Here is a 17,872-nt window from a genome sequence, read left to right on the forward strand (position 1 = left end):
GTTTCCCCGTTATCCCATAAATAAGTATATCCACCATTTCCGTTAGCAGCAGTTACTGTAGCCGAACCGTTAGATTCACCAAAACAAGTAACTGGGCTATCTTGTGCCGCGGTGGCTGTTATAGCATCTGGTTGAGTAATTGTAACACTGATATTTTCAAGTTTACATCCTTTACTGTCAGTAATCGTTACTGTATGTGTACCTGCGTTTAAAGCAGTTGCTGTAGCGGTAGTTTCCCCGTTATCCCATAAATAAGTATATCCACCATTTCCGTTAGCAGCAGTTACTGTAGCCGAACCGTTAGATTCACCAAAACAAGCAACTGGGCTATCTTGCGCCGTGCTAGCAGTTAAAGCATCGGGTTGATCTAATAAAATAGCTCTAGCAAATGTAAATGTACATCCAGAAGCATCTGTGATATCAACATTATAATTTCCGGCAGGTACATTTGTTAAATCTTGAGTTGTAGCGCCGTTACTCCATGAATATGTATATGGAGGATAACCACCACTAACATTAAGATCAATACTTCCTGTTGATTCGCCGAAGCAATCTACAGATGTATTTTTAGAAATAACAGCTCCTAAATCTTCAGAAGTGATAGTTGTAGAGATGATATTACTTTCACAATCACTATTAATATTTTTAATTCTAAAATTGTAAGTTCCAGGTCCTAAATCGCTAAAATTTGGAGAGCTTTGATAAGCGCCTCCGTTAACTAAACTAGAGCTATATTCGTATTGTGACCCTAAAGGACTTGTAATATTTATATTATATTTTCCAGAAGTTTCGTTACAAACTATGTCTAATTCAGGATCATCCGGTAATGTATTAAATGTAAGGGTTACCGTATTAGTATCTGTAATACCATCATTTGGAGCAGGAAGTCTTACTCTATATGTAAACGATACGCTTCCTTCATAATTTGGAGAAGACGTGTAAGTGTAAGAACCGTCAGGGTTTAAATTGAACCCAAGACCAGCTGGAGATGGTCCAGAAACTAAATCGTAAGTGGAATTTGCAGGAACGCTTGATGAATTATCAATCTGTCCATTAAATGTGCCTTGATCAATACATCCAAAATCGGTTTGCGGTTGTGCGTAACGTTGTAAAACAAAAAGCTTTCCGTCGCCATCATCATTAGAGGCTGAAATAAATCTAATTCTTGATATTTTTGATCCTGTAGGAGCAATTGTGTTTAAGTTGAAAAGAGCAATTGCGATATCTTGATTATTATCTTGCTCACGTCCCGATGACCAATAATCGGTAGCATTGTTTCTTGGTGCCGAAAACCCATAGTTTCTATATTCAGCAGAACTTCTTACAAAAGTGTCACCAAGTGATTCTTCCACAGTGCTTCCGGGAAGTGTTCCAAATAAGCGAATGTAGAAACAGTTATTTCCACCTCTTTCTGTAACAGCAAGTATACCGCCATCGTTAGAAGGTAAAGCTGGATCGTAAAAAAGCGTTTGCATTTGAGCATCTGTTTCATTAGATCCATTAATGCCGTTGGCTTTATTAAAATTACCACAAATATTATCACCATTACCATTAGATGAATAATAACGGTTAAGGTTTTTAGATTCAAAAGTTGCTAACGCGGCATCATCCCATAGAGTATTATCGGTAGGGTCGAATGTTGCGGTTGCACTAGATTTAATAACACTAAGGCCATTTCCAAATATCTCATTTATTGCATTTCCGCCTGGTCCTAATCGAGTAAGTTGGTATCCTGATGGTACAGCGAATGTGTTGTAAATAGCACCATTTACTGTAATCGATTCGATTGTTGCAGGGAGGTTGTTTTCAGTAGCAGATATGTCTCCATTGTTATCGATATCTTGTTCATCAGACCATTGAAAGGTGACATTCTCTCGAATGGAAGGAGATTGCACACCAATTTGTGCAAATGATGAAACCGATACTAACAACAATAAAGCGATAAATGTTAACGCTTTATTTGGTGATGTTAATCTTGGTAAGTAATTTACTTTCATAATAATGTTTTTAAAGCAACTATAAATAATTTTCTTCTAAATGGTTTTGGATGTAGTTAACCTGGATACTTCGTTCTGTTATTAAAATAGATAATAAATTACCTAATCTAGAATACCTTGTGAGAGAGGTTTTGTAAGTGACCTTTTTTTTTCGGTAAAACAGTAACATCTAAAATTACATTGTATGTTTTTTTTTTTTGGAGCTATAGCTTAACTGTTTTCTGAAATTAGAGGACGTATTTATTTCCTCTACGTTTTTTGGAACAGTAAGTTTTGCTTTGTAGTTTTTAATTTATTTTGAGTCTTCTTCGTAGAGGGGATGAGAAGCTATTAAAAGTAGTTTTGTTTTCATAATTCTGTTCTTAAGGGGGAATCAAATGTACAATTACAAAGACACAGTAAATTACCAAATGTCACATTTAACAAGTAAAAACGATTAAAGTCAAAAAAAAATTGTTTATAGATAATAAAATGTAAGTATTGTCTTATAGTCTTTTCATGGTGGATTATTTTGGTTTTTAGGGCGTTACAGCGCAAATAAATTGAATTTTATCGATAAAAACAATGTTTTGGATTTAAAATTTGCTTTTTATCGATTAAAAAGTGTTTTTTGTCGATATTTTTTGATTAAATTATTTTTGTAGGAAAAACGCTTATTTTATAATGGGTAAATGTTAAAATTGAGTTTAATTGTTAAATTTTTGATGTTAAAATAATGAGAATAAGGCATGAAATAAGAGTAAGAAATCTTAAATATTGAAGCTTGTTCTATGTGTGGTGACTTTCATTATGATTAATTAGTGAAGAGGGTGTTTTTTTTGATTTATTCGAAATTTGAGTAAGTGGACTAGAAATGTTAAATGTTTTATTTATTCAAAAAAAAAGCCCATTATAACGAGTTCATATTGGGTTTTGAAAAGTACTTAAGTAATCTTCAATAATTACTTTTTTGTTGTTTAATCAATCATCACTAAAATAAGATTTTGCATCAATAAGCTCATTTATTATATAGGTGTCATATTCAAATAATATTGGTTTTTTAGCATAAAAAAAAGCCTGTTTCAATATTTTGAAACAGGCTTTAATAATTATAGATTTTAAAAGAAATTAATCTTCTTTTTTATCTTCTCTTGGTTTTCTGTCGTCACGACGGTTATCACGACCTCTATTGTCACGAGCACCTCTGTTGTCACGTCCACCAGAACGTTTATCATCTCTTGGTGGTCTTGCAACATAACCTTCTGGTTTTGGTAAAATAGCTTTACGAGATACTTTCTCTTTGCGTGTTCTTGGATCTTGTCCAAAATACTTCACATCAAAAACATCGCCCATATTAACTACATCCGATACATTTTCAGTACGTTCCCAAGCCAATTCACTTACGTGTAATAAAACTTCGTTTCCTGGTGCATCCATATATTCTACAACAGCACCAAAATCTAACATTTTGATTACTTTTACTTTGTATACGTTACCAACAGTAGGTTTAAATAATAAAGAATCTATTTTTGCTAAAACAGCATCAATACCTTTAGAGCCTACACCTAATATTTCAACAATACCCTCTTCAGTCACTGGGTCTTCGTTAATAACGATAGTAGTCTCAGTTTCTTTTTGCATTTCTTGAATTACTTTTCCTCCAGGTCCAATTAAAGCACCAATAAATTCGTTAGGTACACGACGCGTTACCATAGTAGGCGCGTGATCTTTAACGCTTTCTGCCGGCGCAGCAATAGTATCTGTAATTTTACCTAAGATATGCAAACGGCCTTCGCGAGCTTGTTTTAGTGCATTCACTAAAATTTCGTAGCTTAATCCTTTAATTTTAATATCCATTTGGCAAGCAGTAATTCCTTCAGAAGTACCAGTTACTTTAAAATCCATATCTCCTAAGTGATCTTCATCACCTAAAATATCAGATAATACAGCGTAACGGTCACCATCAGAAATTAATCCCATGGCAATACCAGAAACTGGTCTTGTCATTTTAACACCAGCATCCATTAAAGCCATTGTTCCAGCACATACTGTAGCCATAGAAGAAGAACCATTAGATTCTAATACTTCAGATACAACACGCACAGTGTAAGGGCAATCTGCAGGAATCATTCCTTTTAAACCACGTTGCGCTAAGTTACCATGACCAACTTCTCTACGAGAAGTCCCTCTTAATGGTCTAGCTTCACCTGTACAAAAAGGAGGGAAGTTGTAATGTAAATAGAAATTCTCTTCACCTTCGTAAGATGGCATATCTATTTTGTTAGAGTCTCTAGATGTTCCTAAAGTTACTGTCGCTAAAGCTTGAGTTTCTCCACGAGAAAAGATAGAAGAACCATGAGTAGAAGGTAGGTAATCTACCTCACACCAAATTGGTCTAATTTCGTCAGTTTTTCTTCCATCTAAACGTAAACCTTCACTTAATGTTAATTCACGAACGGCTTCTTTTTCTGCTTTGCTGTAGTATCCTCCAACAAGGTGTCCAAATTCTTCCATTTCTTCTTCTGTAAAAGAGGCTTTAACTTCTTCTTTTACTTCAGCAAATGCTGCGCTACGTTCTGCTTTAGAAGTTCCCTTCTTTGCAATTGCGTAACATTTATCGTATGCTAATTCGTGTATTCTTTTTTGTAAATCTTCGTTAACTTCTGCAGTTGTGTATTCACGAACTTCTTTTTTACCAAAAGCTTCCGCTAAACGCAATTGTGCATCAATTTGTACTTTAATTGCTTCGTGAGCAAATTTGATAGCGTCTGCCATTTCTTCTTCAGAAATTTCATCCATCTCACCTTCAACCATCATAACCGAATCGGCAGAAGCACCAATCATCATCTCTAAGTCAGATTCTGCTAATTGAGCTCTAGTTGGGTTAATTACAAATTCACCATTAACACGTGCAACTCTAGCTTCAGAGATTGCGCATTCGAATGGTAAATCTGATAATTGAATAGCAGCAGAAGCAGCTAATCCAGCCATAGCTTCTGGCATAACATCATCATCATGAGACATTAACTGAATCATTACTTGTGTTTCTGCGTGATAATCTTTTGGGAATAATGGACGTAATACACGATCCACTAAACGCATAGTTAAAACTTCGCCATCACTAGGTCTTGCTTCTCTCTTGAAGAAACCACCAGGATAACGCCCAGCTGCAGCAAATTTTTCGCGATAATCTACCGTTAAAGGTAAAAAGTCAACATCACTTTGTTTGTAATTGGAAACAACTGTACATAGTAACATACATTTTCCAGATTGAACAACAACAGAACCATGGGCCTGTTTTGCTAATTTTCCGGTTTCAATAGAGATTTCTCTACCGTCCCCAAGGTCAATAACCTCTTTAAACACTTTTGGAATCATAAATTTTTTCTTGTAATTCGAGCATACAATATACTCAAATTATGTTAAACAATGGTCGTTGTGTTGTTGTGTGTAGTTGTTGTGTGTGCGACCAATGAAAAACTTTTTGTCCCAAACTCGTTTTGGGATCTAGCTTCTTATAATTTGAAATTTATACTCGTTCAAATCGAGTTAATATATAACAAAAAACCACGCTGAAAAGCGTGGTTTTTTTATTGAGATTATTTTCTTAATCCTAATTCTTTTACTATAGCACGATATCTTAAGATATCTTTCTTGATTAAATAATCAAGTAAGCTTCTTCTTTTACCTACTAACATTACTAAAGAACGCTCAGTGTTGTAATCTTTACGATTCTTTTTTAAGTGTTGAGTTAAGTGCTCAATTCTTTGTGTAAATAAGGCAATTTGTCCTTCTGCAGAACCAGTATCGCTTTTGTTTTTGCCATGTTTGGCAAACATTTCTTGTTTCTCTTCTTTAGATAAATACATTCTAATATTATTGTAAATGATTGTTATGTAGCTTGAAAGTTTTTCTTTCAAGCGTGCAAATATAAGACTTTTTTACATTTATCTAATTTTTTATCTAATTTTTGATGTCCTTTTAACGTTTTAATATAGTGTAATATGTAAAAGGTTAAAATTGGGTTAAATAATAAGGTATACTTTAGATAGGGTAGAAGTGCTTTTAAAAGCAAATGGCTTTTAAAAGAAATGTTATTAAAATAAACTTAAGCATTTATAACTAGCAAGCGCTAGAGAAATCGCTCGGGCTATAACCAAATTGTTCTTTAAACTTTTTACTAAAATAAGATGGGCTGTTTATACCAATACTATATTGTACTTCTTTTATTTTTATATTTTTATCGGTAGATAATAACTCGTACGCTTTTTTTAGCCGCAATTCTAATATTAGCTTTACAGGTGTTTTATTTGTTTCTGCTTTTACAATTCTAGCTAATTGTCTTTGACTATAACCTGTTTTGTATGATAAGAAATTAACATTGAAATCTTCTTTTGAGAGATTAATTTTTATAAGATCTAATATAGCATGAAAAGTATTGCTTTTCTTTTTGGTGACCTTTATCGACGAATCGGCATTATTGGTGTAAAGCTTTATTTTAGATATTATTTTTTTTTGATCAGATAGATTTATAACATAGTCGTTGATACTTAACCCTTCTAAATTTTCATCTTTAATGTCTTTGGTAGTAATAATTAAAACAGGAACAATATCGTCGTTATTAATCTCGTTCGAAAAATGAGGTATTTCTTTTTTTAATACTTCTCCGTTTACTATAGGTTTTATAGCGTTACTTAATATTAAATTAAATTGATTTTGGTTTGTTCTTTCTAAAGCTTGTAGGCTGTTAAATGAAAAAACAAAATCGAAATTAGGACTTAAAATTTCGTCATAATTTTGATTTATTCTTAAATCATCTTCTATAATTAGAATATTGATTTCAAGACCTTTTATTTCTATATATTCAGGTTGGCTATTTGGGTTCAAATAGGTTGTGAAATCAAAAATGTCGCTATCAATGTTGTGTTTTGTAGTTCTCAAGATAATTCCTTTTTTATGTAAGACACAATTTGGTTTGTATAAGTCACATTAATATGAATTTTACCTCTATATTTTTTTTGTAAAATGTAGCTCTTGCTTTACAGCAACAAGTTAAAAATAATGTTCAAATTACCAAACAAATAATTGTGATTTATTTAACAAGGTAAATAAGGTTAATTGTGTGTTTCATGTCTTAAAAAAGTGATAACATCGATGAAATGTCCGTTTTGAGTTATGCTATTGTTTTTTTTGAGTTATAAAAATCTATTAAGCAAATGTATTTTTGTGGGATGATTGACATGTGTTTTATGCGCGGTAATATTTTTAAGGTTGTTCTTAATCTTGAAATCATGCCAAAAATCTACATTTTAAAATACACGAGAATTAAAAGTTAAGTATAAGGCAAGCAGAATTAAAGCTCTTTCCCTAAATAATAAATTATTCAATAGATAATAAATATGAAATCAAAATTACAATCCTTAAAATTCGATAAGGTTAACCAAAAACAAGCTAGAAACATGATGTTGTTCTTAGCTTTTTTTATGTTTTCACTTGGTTCTGCTTTTGCTCAATTTGGAGCAGGTGGTTCTGATAATAATAACGGCGATGTAAGGTTAGTGTATGTAAGCGGGCAACAAAATTCTGTTGAAGCTTTAAAAACGTTAGGAACATCAAATGAGATTATAGTGCAATCTATAAAAGGTGCGCCTCAGCAATTACACTCTATCAGGGTTAAGATTCAATTGCCTCCAGGTGTGCTTTATACGCCTTCATCTTTTGCTATTACTGATAATAATAATGTTACTGTTCAGCCTTTAGCTAATGTATATGTTTTAGCAGAGGATGATATAAGTGATTTAAATGCACCTATATTTTCTATATTCAATAATGGAATAGAAACAGAATTATGGGATGCAGGTGATTATATTCAATTTACTTTCGAAAGAACCGCTGGTTGCGCTGCTGTTACTTATAAAGAAGACGGAAATACATTTAAGGATACAGCAGAAATTAGCTATGTAAAAACAGGCTTCCCAGGTGTTCAAACAGCAACAGATACTAATGCTTTGTTAGCTAATTATGATTTATTGGCAGCTTCGGTATCTATAAGTAATATAACAGCAGTAAATGGTACCGTAGGTTCTTTTGTTCATACAAGAGAAGTAACCGATTTTAATGGAGGTAATGCAGGAGTTCAAGAAGTAATACATACTGTTAAATTAGGTTCTAGTGTTAATGTAGAGCCTAGTGTTGGCGCTTATTCTTTTTCTTATTTAGGGAATGTTATTTCTCCTAGTACAACCAGTACAGATGGTGCGGGGGTAACAACAAATACTTACATTATTAATTTATCATCTAACCCTAATTATAGTGGAGGAAACCCTGGTTTTGAGGATGGAAATGGTTTTTTTGATGCAGGAGAGTCTTTGGTTTTTGAAGAGAGTTTTACTTTAAAAGATTGTATAGATACGGGTATTCAACATCAGGTCGAGTGGACTTGTCAATCATCAAAAATTACAGAAGGAAATGTTTTGTTTGGTGCCAATAATCCAGAATTAGATATTGATATTTTAGAAAACCATCGAAACATATCAGGTGTAAACCATATCAGGTTAAAAATAACTAATACGGCTTCAGCAACTGCTGCTGCTGGTTTTGCAAAAGATATTTTAATTAATGTAGCCCTGGGTTCAAATAATCAATCTGGAACTACTAGCTATAATAACAACCCGCACTGGGGAACTACTAGGTATAATGTTAGATCTTTTAGTAACTTTTCATTAGGTAGTGAAACTGTTCAGGTTCCGTTCACACCGGAAGATTGGGGGTCAGATAATTCTTCTACATCCACTACTTCAACTCATGCATTGTTGCCAAATACCAATATAAATGTAGATGTTGATGATGTGGGCGGCTTGCAAGATATTGATGGAGATAATTATTATGACGATCTTGCTCCGGGAGATTCTTTTGTAATTGAATTTGATTATGAGGTTTTGCCTCGAGATAATAATTGTGGTACAGGCCGGTTTGATTATATGCAGTGGGAACATGTATTTGTTGATGCGCTTACCAAAGATCAATGTGATTCTGCAAGACCAACTGAAGGTGTAGATTTAGGGTATAATAACTTTATAAGAGATTATAATAATGCTACGGTTTTTGAGCAGGATACAGATATAGAGGAGCTTGTGCCTTTTGAGGTGGCTTTAAGGCCTTATTTGTATTCAAATTTTAATCATAATGATCATGCTATGATTAATGCCAACGGAGATAGTGAGTTTACAGTATCTATAGAAGTACCTAGAGGTGTAGATTTAGTTGCAGGATCACCTCCGGAATTTAGTCAGACAAATGGTGCTTATATTGTTGGTTTACCAGGAGCTGGTACTAATGTTATTTCTTATACTTCAACAGATATTTTAAGTGGTTTTACACTTAGAGAGTTTAGCGATTTTTTTGCACGTTTTCCTCTTGTGATGAATTGTACAGAGTTGGAATTAGGAGGTGTTACTAGCGTTATTAATATTTCTTATGAAACCAGTTTAAAATTATACGATGCTCCTGGAGGAAACCTAGTGTTTGAAAGAGATATTCATTGTGGGAACTTCGAACCAATTATAGAACATTCATGTAATCCTCCTTGTGCTGGTCCAAATATTACAGGTTTAGATGCGTATAGAATTACAGCAGGTTGGTCAGATAATACGATGACTTCTAAAGTAGATTTAACAAGCACGAATCCTGATGGTTCACCTGTTTATGAACTAGATAAATATTTAGCAGGAGATGAAATGATGGTAGAAACGTCTGGGTTTATGTCTAGCTTATCATCAGATAACTTACATTTTATACAAAATTATACTACAGATGGGTTAACGGCAGGAGCAAATGATATAGAGTTTGTTTCTGGTACTATTGTAATTACTAAATTTGGAGGCAGTACAACACTGGAGTTACCGGTAAGCGCGCCTATTGTAACTTCTAGTGGGAATACTCATACATTAGATTATGATTTGTCGAGTGCGCTTTCAGATCCTATAGTTGGTGGGTTAATAGAGGATCAAGACACGTTTGAAGTGAATTTTAAATATAAGTTTACTACAGATACTTATACTAATTTTGGATACCACATTTTATCAGGTTTTAGAGGTCGATATTATGTTGATGAAACATTAACAGGAAGTACAAGTAATGTAGCAAATGATAATGATAATGATGGCATACCAAATGAAAGACTAAGCTGTTTTGATTGGGGTGATCAAGTAGCTTACTTAAGACCTGATAACTTATCTTACGGAGTTGCAAATAGTACATTTGAATATTGTGCTGAAGTTTGGGCAAACCTTATAAATGATTATACGCGATCAAATTCACCACATTTACATACTGGAGAATATAGACCAACTACCATGATTCAATCTACGGAAATTACAATTCCGGATGGAGCGAAAATATTGGATGTTAGGCAATATAATAATGAGGGCTATTTTTATGTGAGCACGGGAGAATTAGATATTTCTCCAGCGCTTGGTACGCCAGGAGTGAATACTTATACGGTAACACCAAATAGAGCGGCTGGATACAGAGATCAGAATCAAACATCATCTGTTAGTTATAGAATGCAGGTACTAGTAAAAGGTAGTTGTGAATTAAAAGATGCTTCGGAAGGATTACCTATTCCTATTATAACATCTACAAGTATTGTTCAGCATATGGCTTATACCGAAACACCTTTGCCGGAACAACTATTAACAAGAACACCGTCAGCAAGATTATATTACACAAAACCAACTTTTATTTTTCAGCCTTTATCAAGTGCTATTATTGTAGGGTTTGGTCCTGAAGCAGATTTTGATCTCAGAGTAGTTAACAATAGTTCTTCTACTGGAGATGTAGGTTTTAACTGGATTAAAATACCTGCAAATTCTAATATAACCATAGTAGGGGCGGAAGATATTACTTCTTCATCAATACCATTAAATATTGTACAAGTTGGAGACGATAGTTATGTAGAAATAGGTAATTTAGATGCAGGAGAAACAAAAGATATTAGAGTTAGTGCAACTTATACTAGTTGTACCGATGTTCCTGTAGATTTTAGTTTAGGTTGGGATTGTGATGCATACCCAACAAACTATGGAGATGTGTCATCGGTTTGTTATGATAATACTGTACAATTAACATTGCAACCTGCTGCTGGCCAAGTACAGCAAACTATAACTGAGCCTCAGCCAGTAGGTCCTTTTGCAATGTGTGATACTATTATTTATGATGTGGAATATAGTAGTGCTCAAGTAGCGACAACCATTAATCCGGAATCATCATTAACTCTGTTTAATGGAGCAAGTGCAGTGAGTATAACAAAGATTGAAGCCGAATATCCTGCAGGTAGTAATAACTGGGAGGACTTAGTGAGCACGATATCTGGAGGTGATACTTATGTTTCTCCTATTATTCATTCAGCAATGACTCCTCTATATGGAGGTATTCCTGGTACGGGAGCTGTAGGGCCTTCTGTAAATGATAGAAAAGTAATTGTTAGGTATACATTGCAAACAACATGTGATTTTGTTTCTAATTCACCTTTAACTTTTACTGTTTCTGGAGATGTACCTTGTGGAGAACCAACCGTTGGTAATGGTAGTAAGTCAGTATCAAACGGAATTGAAATAATAGGCTTAGACGCTACTTACGATGCTTTGTCAACAATATCTTTACCAGATTTTGCAAATCCTGATGGAGGGCATATTGATGGTTGTTCATCTCAAGAAACAATTAATATTTTTACGACAATCTCAGAGTTACCATCTAGTCCAGGGGCTAGTACTGGTGATTTTGATTACGGAAGAGTGGTGTTACCAACGGGAGTAACATATGTAGATGGGTCATTTGTTAATCTTGGAGCTAACGTTTTAACATATGTAAGTTCATCACCTAATGAGTTAATTGTTAAATACCCTTCAGGCTTGTTCGACCAAGATCAAACTGAATTTGAATTCGATATCATACCAGATGCGGGATATTGCGAAGAGGATGCTACAGTAAGTTATCTTGCGTACATACAAAATGATACAGGTGCTAGTTGTGGAGGTACATCTTGTGGTGGTAACTTAATTGCCACAGGTACGTCTAGCGAATCTTTAGATATCAAAAAGGCGGCAGTCGTTATTAATTTAGACTCTGCAATAGGAAGTGTAACTGTTTTAGATGAATTAATAACAGCAGCCTTTACAATTGATAATACTTCTGATGTTGAGGTGACTGCACCTGCAACTATTGGAGCATATTTTGATGTGAATCTAGATGGTGTTTATGATGCTGGCGATTTAGAATTAGGTAGTCATATTATCACATCTGCGATACCGGCTGGAGGATCAATTTCAGAAAGTATTCAGTTTACAGCTACTCCAACTCAGGCTTGTAATATTTTATTAGTAATGAAGGTAGACGAAAATCCTTGTATTTGTGTGCCTGCAAGTGTAAGTATGGGGTCGCCAAGTGTGTTAACTGGTATTGGAGGTTCAAATGTACCAGTTTGCGAAGCTTATGCAGGTAGTAGTGTTGAATTAGGTTCGCCTAATAACCCAGATTATACTTATGTATGGACAGGGTTAACAGCAACTGATGATATTACGTATTTAGATGCTCCAACAACAGCTCAACCAAATTTCGTTTATGGAGGGCCAAAATTAGCGGCAACAACAACCTTTACATATCAAGTGGAAATTACACGTCCTGGCGGATGTACTTCTACAGATACAGTAGATGTTACTGTAGGATATATAGAAGATCCGGTAATATCTTCTAGTGAACTAGAAATTTGTTCAGATGAATATTTATCAGTAACATTTGGGAATACTTTAAGTGATGATGAAATTATTAAAATTTGGAAAAATGCAGCGTTAACAACACCTGCCAATTTACCAAATACAAGTGGTATTTGGACATCAACAGAGTTGTATCCTGCAGGAACAGGTAATATATATGCAACCGTAGAAAATACAGTTACAGGTTGTAGAACAGATGCCATAACTATTGCGTACACCATAACAGACTGTGTTGCAGATTTAGTAACTACAAAATCCGTTTCGCCTACTACGGCGTCAATTGGTCAAGATGTTGTGTTTACTATTAATGTAAGTAATATAGGTAGTAGTGTTGATAAGAATGTGACCTTATCAGATGTATTGCCAAATAATGTAGCTTACGTAAGTGATAATAGTAGTGGAACATACAATCGAGTTACAGGCCTATGGACTGTAGGTGAAATAGCTAGCGGTAGTTCGGCTTCATTAGAGATAACAGCTAACATTAATGCAGAAGCCGCAGGTGGTACAGTGACTAATACAACAACTGCAGCTTCTGGAGATTATACCGATGATACACTTATAGCAGGGGATGTTTTAGATGCTACTGTTTCTGTTAATTCATTAGTAATTGCGGCAGCAAACGATAATTATTCAGGGGTAAATGGTTTCGAAGGGAATACTAACCTAGGAAATATATTAACTGGTACAGGAGACGATTCTTTAAATGGAGATCCTGTTACTACGGCAGATGTAGCGATAACGTACCCAACACCTGCAACTGTAAATGGTAATCCAATTACAGGAACAGCTCCAATTATTAGTGCGTCTGGAGATGTAAGTGTACCAGCAGGAACACCAGCAGGAACATATTCTATTCCATATACTATTTGTGAAATAGGAAATTCAAGTAATTGTAGTAATGCAACAGTAACTGTAGTCGTAGAGGCACCAGCAATAGTTGCTACAAATGATGATTATACTGCAAGCCCGGTGCTTAGTGAAGATGGAAACGCTAATTTGGGTAACATATTAGGGGGTACAGGTGATGATACTCTAAATGGAGTAGCAACAGATATCAATGAAATCGACATTACTTTAACATCAGGAATGTTTTTTGATGGAGGTTCAGGACCAGTTCCTGCAACGGGAATAGTTCCAGAAGTTGATCCATTAACAGGAGATGTTAGTGTGCCAGCAGGAACACCGGCAGGACGATATACCATTAACTATAATATTTGTGAGGAGTTAAATCCTTCAAATTGTAGTGCTGATGCAGTAGTAACTATTGTGGTTATTGAGCCACCAGTAGCTAATGTAGATAGTAATTCAGGTAATACAACTACTCAACCAAGTACACCGATAAATATTTTATCTAATGATTTATTAGGTGATGGAATAACTACAGCTACAGTATTAAATACAACAGTAGATTTAGACCCTAACACAGCAGGAGATCAAGATGTCTTAGTGGTACCAGGCGAAGGAACTTGGAACTATAATACATCAACTGGTGAGCTTGTTTTTACTCCAGAAACTATAGTAGATGGATTTACATCTAATTATACCAATGATCCAACTCCAATTGAGTATACCTTAACAGAAACCCAAACAGGTTTAAGTGATACAGCAACAGTAACAGTAGATTATGATGCTATATCACCAACAGCAGAGGATGATTCGAGCTTAGCCAATGTAGGCGGCGCAGTAACCATCGACCCATTAGTAGCAAATGGTGGTTTAGCAGATTCAGATCCTGATGGAGAATTAGATGCAACAACGGTAAGTTTAGTAGCACCAGTAGGCGCAACAAGTATCGTAACGGATGCTAATGGCGACATTACAAGTTTCGCAGTACCAAACGAAGGAACATGGAGTGTAGATGAAACTACAGGAGCAATCACTTTCACACCATTAACAACATTTACAGAAGACCCAACAGTTATCAGTTATAATGTAGAAGATAATGATGGCAATCAATCTAATGATGCGACGGTTACAATTACTTATATTGTGGTAACAACAGATGCTATCAATGATTTAAATAATACATTTAAAGATGTTGCAGTAAATGGAAATGTGATTACAAATGATATCGATGCTGAAGGTGATATACAAACAGTGTCTGATTATAGTCCATTAAGTACAGAAGGCGGAACTATAGTTATGAGTCCAAATGGTGATTATGTTTACACACCAGCTGAAGGTTTCACCGGAACAGATACTTTCATATACACAATATGTGATGATGGTTTCCCACAAGCTTGTGATACAGCTACGGTAACTATCAAAGTTTTAGCCGATCCAAATACAGGAGTGAATGAAGTTATAGCGAATAGTGATACAGCAACAACAGAAGCAGGAGGTTCAGTAGATGTTGTTGTTTTAGCAAATGATATCGATCCGGAAGGTGATGCGCTAAATATTACTCCAGGATCAGTTACAGATCCGGTAAACGGAACGATAGTAGAAAATGCAGATGGAACTATTACTTATACACCAGATGCTGGTTTTGTAGGTGAAGATACATTCACATATGAGGTTTGCGATACAGGTAGTCCACAAGCTTGTGATACAGCTACGGTAACTGTAACTGTAGATCCATCAAACGGAATAGATAATGATACCTATGCTAATGATGATGCTTATAACGGTAACCCAAATATGGATATCGCAGGTAGCGTATTAGATAATGATACCGATCCAGAAGGAGATACACCAACTGTAAATACAATACCAGTTACTGGTGTTGAGAACGGAACATTAGTATTAAATCCTGATGGTACGTTTGTTTACACACCAAACCCAGACTTTAGCGGAACAGATAGTTTTGTATATGAAGTTTGTGATAATGGAGTGCCACAAGCCTGTGATCAAGCAACGGTTTATATCACAGTAAATCCAAATGTTTATCCAATGATTGAGTTGTTAAAAACGGCAGTTGTAGATAAAGGAACAGACGGACGTGTGAATGAAGGTGATATTATTACATATACATTTACTGTTGAAAACACAGGAGATGTTACAGTAAGTAATATTACAGTTTCAGATGTTATGCTAGGTGTATCTAATTTAGCGATAATATCAGGAACATTAGACCCTACGGAAACAGGAACAATTGAGTTTGATTATGCTATTACTGCTGCAGATATTTTAGCAGGAAGAATTGAAAATACAGCAACTGCAAATGGAACAGATCCTTATGGAGATTCAGTAAGCGATATATCAGATGATCCTAATGATACGAACACAACAGATATAGAAGGCGATGGTGAAGCAGATGGTCCAACAGTAACATTGTTAAGAAGTCCTTATTTAGAATTAACTAAAGATGGAGTTTATGCTGATGCCGATGGAGATAATGTTGTAGAAGTAGGAGAAATTATTACTTATACATTTACTGTTAGAAACACAGGAAATATTGATGTAACAGGATTAACTGTTGATGATGCAAAACTAGGGGTTACAGGTTTATCGGTTTCGCCAGCAGATTTAACACCTGGATCTACAGGAACGGTAACTTATGAATATGCACTTACTCAAGCAGATTTAGATGCAGGAGTTGTGTACAACGTAGCAACAGCAAATGGAACAACAAGTGAAGGTCCAGTTAGCGATGAGTCAGAAGATCCAACGCCAGTTGGTCCGTCGCATCCAGCATACGATCCAACGTGTCCAGATTGTACAGTAACACCATTAACAAGTCCACAAATAGAATTGAGAAAAACCGCAACCATTGATATAGGGCGTGACGGTGTTGTTGAAGAAGGTGATACAATTACTTATACATTTACTGTAGTGAATACAGGAAATGCAGTTATCGAAGGCATTACAGTTACCGATACTATGTTAGGGGTTATAGATGCACCAATAGTGTCGCCATTATTATTCCCTGGTCAAGTAGGTGTATATACATTCGATTACAAAATTACAGATGCAGATATTGCTGCAGGTCGTATTGAAAATACAGCAACAGCAAACGGAATCGATCCTTATGGAAACCCAGTAACTGATATATCAGATGATCCTAATGATACGGATACAACAGATGTTGAAGGTGATGGAGAACCAGATGGTCCAACAGTAACAGTATTACCAATTCCAATGGCAGATATTGTAACTGTAAAAGATGATGGAGAAGCAACTTATATAGCAGGTACAGATGTAGTTTATACAATTACTGTAACCAACAATGGTCCAAGTGATGCGGCTAATGTAATAGTTAGCGATCCATTACCAGTAGGTATTATTGATGCCACATGGGTTGGAGATAACGGAACAAGTGGAACGGGAGCATTGACTGATACAATCGATTTATTCTTAGATGGGGATTCAATAACTTACACAGTTACGTTAAGTGTGCCATTTGAGTTTACAGGAGATTTAATCAATGCAGTAACTGTAACAAGTGATACTATGGATCCAGATCCAACTTGTGTAGATTGTATAGATGTAAATACTCTAGAGCCAGCATCGGATATTGGGGTAACAAAAGAAGCTAGCGTAGAGTCTGCTCTTGTAAATGATGAAGTGACTTTTACAATCACTGCTCAAAACTTTGGACCTCAAAATGGAACTAACATTGTAATAGAAGATGTATTGCCAAGTGGATACGAATATATTTCTCACTTAACAACATCTGGAGTTTATGATGAAGCTTCTGGCTTATGGTCAATAGATGCCTTAGAGTACAACGGTGTAGAATTATTAGAAATTACAGTTAAAGTTTTAAACGCTACAGATTATACAAACGTAGCGACTGTATTAAGTGTAGATCAAGTAGATTTATATGATGCTAACGATTCTGATGAAGTTACTTTAGGAGTTGTACTTTCAACAACATGTATAGAGGTGTATAGTACATTTACTCCTCATAATGTAGATGGAATTAACGATTACTTTACTATTGATTGTATTGAGAATTATCCAAAAAACACCTTGAAAATTTATAACAGATGGGGATATGAAGTTTATACTGCTAGCGGATATAATAATACTTGGGATGGTGTGTCAAACGGACCTAGAACTGTAAATGAAGAAGATAAAGTGCCAGTAGGAACTTACTACTATGTTTTAGATTTAGGACAAGGAGATGAGCCAAGAATAGGATGGTTATACATAAACTAATAAGAGTTGAATACGTAA

The 17,872-nt window shown here is 35.0% G+C and carries 5 protein-coding genes; 1 reads left to right on the forward strand and 4 read right to left on the reverse strand.

Features of this window, described 5'->3' with window-relative positions:
* The 4 genes from DFQ06_RS17245 to DFQ06_RS17260 all read right to left on the reverse strand — a co-directional run.
* Nucleotides 1–1,997 (reverse strand): Ig-like domain-containing protein (locus tag DFQ06_RS17245; protein ID WP_235833574.1); only part of this gene is annotated, 1,997 nt, incomplete at its 3' end.
* A 1,107-nt stretch (nucleotides 1,998–3,104) separates the two neighbouring features.
* Nucleotides 3,105–5,354, reverse strand: a complete 2,250-nt coding sequence (locus DFQ06_RS17250; RefSeq protein ID WP_042506948.1) for a polyribonucleotide nucleotidyltransferase — start codon at nucleotides 5,352–5,354, stop codon at nucleotides 3,105–3,107.
* Between the two features lie 221 nt (nucleotides 5,355–5,575).
* Nucleotides 5,576–5,845: a 30S ribosomal protein S15 gene (gene rpsO, locus DFQ06_RS17255; protein WP_042501638.1), complete on the reverse strand. Its 270-nt coding sequence runs from the start codon at nucleotides 5,843–5,845 to the stop codon at nucleotides 5,576–5,578.
* A gap of 253 nt (nucleotides 5,846–6,098) precedes the next feature.
* Complete coding sequence (locus DFQ06_RS17260; RefSeq protein ID WP_159140122.1) at nucleotides 6,099–6,917, reverse strand: AraC family transcriptional regulator; 819 nt, start codon at nucleotides 6,915–6,917, stop codon at nucleotides 6,099–6,101.
* Between the two features lie 458 nt (nucleotides 6,918–7,375).
* Between DFQ06_RS17260 and DFQ06_RS17265 the strand changes: the two genes are divergently transcribed.
* Complete coding sequence (locus DFQ06_RS17265) at nucleotides 7,376–17,854, forward strand: DUF7507 domain-containing protein (RefSeq protein WP_133969115.1); 10,479 nt, start codon at nucleotides 7,376–7,378, stop codon at nucleotides 17,852–17,854.
* The last annotated feature ends 18 nt before the right edge of the window (nucleotides 17,855–17,872 follow it).

This window comes from Algibacter lectus (genome assembly GCF_004368925.1).
GTDB classification, from domain to species: domain Bacteria; phylum Bacteroidota; class Bacteroidia; order Flavobacteriales; family Flavobacteriaceae; genus Algibacter; species Algibacter lectus.

Excerpts from the sequence above, each read along its gene's own strand:
- DFQ06_RS17250 (WP_042506948.1), bottom strand. The coding sequence starts at position 5,354 with ATGATTCCAAAAGTGTTTAAAGAGGTTATTGACCTTGGGGACGGTAGA.
- rpsO (WP_042501638.1), bottom strand. The coding sequence starts at position 5,845 with ATGTATTTATCTAAAGAAGAGAAACAAGAAATGTTTGCCAAACATGGC.
- DFQ06_RS17265 (WP_133969115.1), top strand. The coding sequence starts at position 7,376 with ATGAAATCAAAATTACAATCCTTAAAATTCGATAAGGTTAACCAAAAA.